This is a genomic window from Tateyamaria pelophila, from assembly GCF_019966495.1.
Lineage (GTDB): Bacteria > Pseudomonadota > Alphaproteobacteria > Rhodobacterales > Rhodobacteraceae > Tateyamaria > Tateyamaria pelophila.
Window position 1 is genome coordinate 1 of the sequence record NZ_JAIMIA010000201.1, and the last position, 4989, is coordinate 4989.

Consider the following 4989-nt stretch of genomic DNA (forward strand, 5'->3'; position numbering starts at 1 on the left):
GTCTGATCGCGCCACTTGTATCCTCCCGCCCGTTGTTTGAACGAAACTGAATCACAAAACTATGCAATCAAACAAGAGTTAATGGGTGTGCTGCCTAGGCGCTTGTTCTGTTCCGTCGGGCAACAAAAAAGGGGCGCATCGCTGCGCCCCTGATGTCGAAAACCTTTTTGAAAGGCTTAGCTTTGACCGACTTTGGCCACTTCTGCGGCAAAGTCTTCTTTCTCGACTTCGATGCCTTCGCCCACTTCCAGACGGGCAAAACCCGTGATCGTGGCGCCTGCTTCTTTTGCAGCGGCGCCGACTGTCAGGTCAGGGTTCACCACGAAGGACTGGTTCAGCAGGGTCACTTCGGCCATGAATTTCTTCATCCGTCCAACGATCATCTTTTCGATGACAGCTTCGGGCTTGCCGCTTTCGCGCGCAATGTCCATCTGGACTTGCTTTTCCTTCTCGACGACAGCCGCGTCGAGATCATCTTCGGAGAGCGAGGCAGGGTTCACAGCTGCGATGTGCATCGCAACCTGTTTGCCAAAGGCTTCGTCGCCGCCGGTCATGGCGACCAGAACGCCAATCTTGCCCATGCCTTGGGTGGCCGCGTTGTGCACGTAGGATACGACCGTATCACCTTCGATCAACGCCATCCGGCGCAGCGACATGTTTTCGCCGATCGTGGCGATCTTGTCGGTGATCAAGGCTTCGACGGTTTTGCCGTCTACGTCCGCGGCGCGCAACGCTTCGACATCGTCGACGCCCATTGCGGCGTTGGCGATCTTACCGACCATCTGCTGGAATTCGGCGTTCTTGCCGACAAAGTCGGTTTCCGAGTTCACTTCGACGGCGATGCCCTTGCCGCCGTCGACCTGCACGGCCACCAGACCTTCGGCGGCTGTGCGACCGGATTTCTTCGCCGCTTTGGCGAGGCCCTTCGTGCGCAGCCAATCAACGGCTTCGTCCATGTTGCCTGCGGTTTCGGTCAGCGCCTTTTTGGCGTCCATCATGCCTGCGCCGGTGCTGTCGCGCAGTTCTTTGACCATTGCTGCTGTGATTGCCATTTTTTGGCTCTCCTCAAATACAAGGTTGGGCGACGCCATCGGATGCGTCGTCAAAAGAAAGGTGCGGCAGTGCTTGCACCGCCGCATGTCTCATCATCGCGACCGGCTTACGCCTCTGTCGGTGCTTTGGCTTCTGCGGCAGGGGCTTCCGCTGCGGGGGCCTCTTCGGTCAGCACTTCTTCGACGGGCGCGTCTTCCATCGCACCCAGATCAACACCAGCGGCACCCAGTTGTGCACTCATGCCGTCCAGAGCTGCACGGGCTGCCAGATCGCAATAAAGCGAGATGGCGCGTGCCGCGTCGTCATTGCCGGGGATGATGTAGTCCACGCCATCGGGCGAGCAGTTGGTGTCAACCACAGCCACGACAGGAATGCCCAGCTTGTTGGCTTCGGCCACGGCGAGGGCTTCTTTTTTCACGTCGATGACAAAGATCAGGTCAGGACGGCCGCCCATTTCGCGGATGCCGCCGAGCGAGGCTTGCAATTTGCCCTGGTCGCGTTCCATGCCCAGACGCTCTTTTTTCGTCAGACCTTCGAAACCGATCTCGGCTTGCTCGTCGATCGACTTCAGGCGTTGGATGGATTTGGACACGGTCTGCCAGTTGGTCAGCGTGCCGCCCAGCCAGCGGTGGTTCATGTAATACTGTGCGCAGTTTTCAGCCGCATCCGCGATGGGCTGTGCCGCCTGGCGCTTGGTGCCGACGAACAGCACACGACCGCCTTTGGCGACGGTGTCGCGGATCGCTTGCAACGCCTGATCCAGCATCGGAACGGTTTGCGTCAGGTCCATGATGTGGATGCCGTTGCGCGCACCATAGATGAAGGGACCCATGCGTGGGTTCCAGCGTTGTGTCTGGTGACCAAAGTGAACGCCTGCTTCAAGCAATTGGCGCATGGAGAACTCGGGAAGAGCCATGTTCGTTTCCTTTTCCGGTTTTCGCCTCGTCCGGGGGTGCAGCGCAGATGCGCCAACCGGTGGACTTACGGGGATGTCTCCCCCATTTGCCCGCCCCGGACTGCGGATTAATGTGGGCGCTTTATGGCAAGACGAAGCGGATAGCAAGGGGAGGTTCGGCAAAACCACCGTGCTATTCACATTGCCCCTTTCGGAACACAGGCGTCGGCGCGTCGCACTTGGTCAGAGCAGCGTCCGAAGCCACGCATGCAAAGAAAACCAACGATATCCTTCGGCAATCCGCCAAATGACTTTTGCGCGTGCACCTGTGACGGCTCTGCGGACAAAGCTGCCAGCTAAAACAGGCCCTATGACGTCAGCTTAGATGAAGGACCCGCATCGCAAACGTTGTCTACACTGCTGTCGCTACAGTCACGACTGCTGGAATTGGCACGTCCCATACAGGTCCAGATCCGTGCTTTTCCAGTACCCTTGATTCAACTGCTGCTCTTATAGCTACCGCATTCGCTGAGGGTTGTGGGCGCAACAGAGCACCGCCTCTGGCCGTCCCCTCAAGAAAGAAGTCATAAGGCGCGCCGGGGTCACTAACTTGCCACCTCGAAGCGACTGTGGATTGACGGCAATCTGTAAATTTAGCCTTCTCCAGTACGGGAAAGGCTATCGTGGGATCAGCAAAGTCATTTGCACCAGGCCCAGGTGGTAAGGAAATATCGCGATGACCATGCTGTCCAATGGCGGCAAAAACATAGCCGAGAGCGGTATCCACTTCTGGTCCACACCAGACCGAGAATGCTAGACGGCCACCTGGTCTTAGAACGCGACGGGCCTCTGCCAGCACTTTGGGTGGATCAGGCACATGTGGCATCCCAAAGCCTATCGTGACTGCATCAAACGACCCATCGGCAAATTCCAAAGCCATGGCGTCGCCTTCGACAAAATAAGCCTCCGGCACAGTGGCACGTGCCATCTCCAGCATGGCGGGTGAGAAGTCGAGACCTGTGACCTTGGCGCCTGCTTTGATCAATCCAGCCGACACATTGCCGTGTCCGCAACACAGATCAAGGGCTCTCATGCCAGATTGGGCTCCCACAGCTTCAACAAGATAAGGCACGACCATATCTGCCGCTTTCGCAAAGACCTGCGCATAGGATCGGGCGACCTCGGGCGTTGCCCACTCCCGCTTTTCCAACGCTGCGAATGTATCGTGTTCATATCCTTTGGGCATCGGTTTCACTCCGTCGTCCAATGTTACCGGCATACTGACGATACCACGACGCACTCAAATTGGACAAATCAGCCTTTTCTCAGCGGTGCGGGTGACCATCGATTGGGACAAATTGAACATTCCATGCTAAGAATATGCTGGAAAAAATGGAGGTGTAATGCACGAAGGTCGCTGCCTATGCGGGAACATTGCATTCGCGGTTGAAGGACCGCCGAATGATATCATCAATTGCCACTGCTATTTTTGCCAGAGAGCCACAGGCAGTGCGTATCTGGTCGAGACGATGTTCGACATCGACAAGTTTCATCTGCTGTATGGGACGCCTCGCGTTTACCACCACATCAGCGCAGGGAGCGGCAAAGCCATCCATATTCATTTCTGTGAAGACTGCGGGACCAAGACGCATATGCGATTTGATCGGTTCCCAACATCTGTCGGCGTCTTCTCTGGCACATTTGATCAACCGGATTGGTTCGAACGGACCCATGATAGTGCATTGCATTTCTTCTTGAGTACCGCACCAAAAGGCACCGTCCTACCAGCCGGATATGCGGTCTATGACGCCCATTACTGGCAAGCCGACGGGGTCGTAGCAACGCCGCAGATTTTTGACGTGAACGTGCTGGTTACGGATGAGGTCCAAGCCAAGAGCCGAGAACGGCTTCGAGGATCAGGTTTGGGCTAAGACAATGAATGATCGACAATGGAATGGAGCACCACATGGCGATATCTGAAACACCCGACTTTATCGAGGCGGGGCAAGGCCCGAAGGTGATCCTCTTCCATTCTAGCGTATCCGGAGCTAGGCAATGGCGCAGTTTGATGGATATGCTTTCAGACAGATACCATCTCGTCGCCATCAACCTGTTTGGATATGGCAAGACCCCGGCATGGTCCGATAGTCGTACACAGTCCCTGGCAGACCAAGCGTCACTTGCTGAACCATTTCTGACCCAAGATGGTGATGCAGTGTCCATCATCGGACATTCCTTTGGTGGGAGCGTCGCGATGAAAGCTGCCGCACTATACAAAGATCAGGTTGATCGCTTGGTGCTGATTGAGCCAAATCCATTTTACCTGCTCGAACAGCATGGAAAGTTAGAAGGATATAAAGAGGCCACAAAGCTGCGTGATGCGATCAAGGCCAGTGGTCAAAGCGGGTCATGGGAAACCGCCGCAAAGGTCTTTGCGAACTATTGGACCGGAAAGGGCAGTTGGGACGCGATGCCGAACGAAAGACGGTCAAAGTTTGCCGAGGCGCTGAAACCCAACTTTCACGAATGGGATGCGGTCATGAACGAAACCACTACGATGGCTGAGTGGGAGGCCGGGCTTCCAGATCGAACGACCGTCATCTCAGCGAATGACACGGTGCGTTCGATTCGTGAGATTTGTGGGGTAATGGAAGCCTCTGTCCCCCGGTGGAACCACAAGCAGATCGACCAAGGAGGTCATATGGCAGCGCTCACGAAGCCAGATTTGATAAATCCGATAGTTGCAGATGCACTTGCATGAGAGGCACGTTGGGTTTGGAAGACTCGACGATCTGTGAGTGGTGGCAATTGGTGGGGCGAATGAGATGGTATGTTCCCGCATATCAGCGTTCTTGGAGGATATTGCGAGACGGACATGCGCCACATGGCCAGTTTTGCGAGATCTGCCAAAACCGATGAAGCAGACCTTCGCCGCGCTGCGAGAAACCGGTAAAGTGGGCTCAAGCACTAAATCGCTTCGCGATAGGGGCGCTTGTGGCGTGGGTTGCGCGTAGTCAGGATTTGTTTCGCGGATTGTGGGG

At 55.8% G+C, this 4989-nt stretch carries 5 protein-coding genes; 2 read left to right on the top strand and 3 right to left on the bottom strand.

Features of this window, described 5'->3' with window-relative positions; all coding sequences use genetic code 11:
• Positions 1-176: 176 nt before the first annotated feature.
• From tsf to LC354_RS26225, 3 genes are all read right to left on the bottom strand, one after another.
• Positions 177-1052, bottom strand: coding sequence for a translation elongation factor Ts (gene tsf, locus LC354_RS26215; RefSeq protein ID WP_223428903.1), 876 nt, complete (start codon positions 1050-1052; stop codon positions 177-179).
• A 107-nt stretch (positions 1053-1159) separates the two neighbouring features.
• Complete coding sequence (rpsB, locus tag LC354_RS26220) at positions 1160-1969, bottom strand: 30S ribosomal protein S2 (RefSeq protein ID WP_223428904.1); 810 nt, start codon at positions 1967-1969, stop codon at positions 1160-1162.
• 391 nt (positions 1970-2360) lie between these two features.
• On the bottom strand, positions 2361-3194 hold the full coding sequence (locus LC354_RS26225) for a class I SAM-dependent methyltransferase (protein WP_223428905.1): 834 nt from the start codon (positions 3192-3194) through the stop codon (positions 2361-2363).
• A gap of 157 nt (positions 3195-3351) precedes the next feature.
• Here LC354_RS26225 and LC354_RS26230 point away from each other — a divergent pair, with 157 nt between their 5' ends.
• Positions 3352-3879: a GFA family protein gene (locus LC354_RS26230; RefSeq protein ID WP_223428906.1), complete on the top strand. Its 528-nt coding sequence runs from the start codon at positions 3352-3354 to the stop codon at positions 3877-3879.
• Positions 3880-3887: 8 nt separating this feature from the next.
• Positions 3888-4709 carry an alpha/beta fold hydrolase gene (locus tag LC354_RS26235; RefSeq protein ID WP_223428907.1) on the top strand — a complete coding sequence of 274 codons (822 nt, stop codon included), beginning with the start codon at positions 3888-3890 and terminating at the stop codon, positions 4707-4709.
• Positions 4710-4989 lie beyond the last annotated feature (280 nt).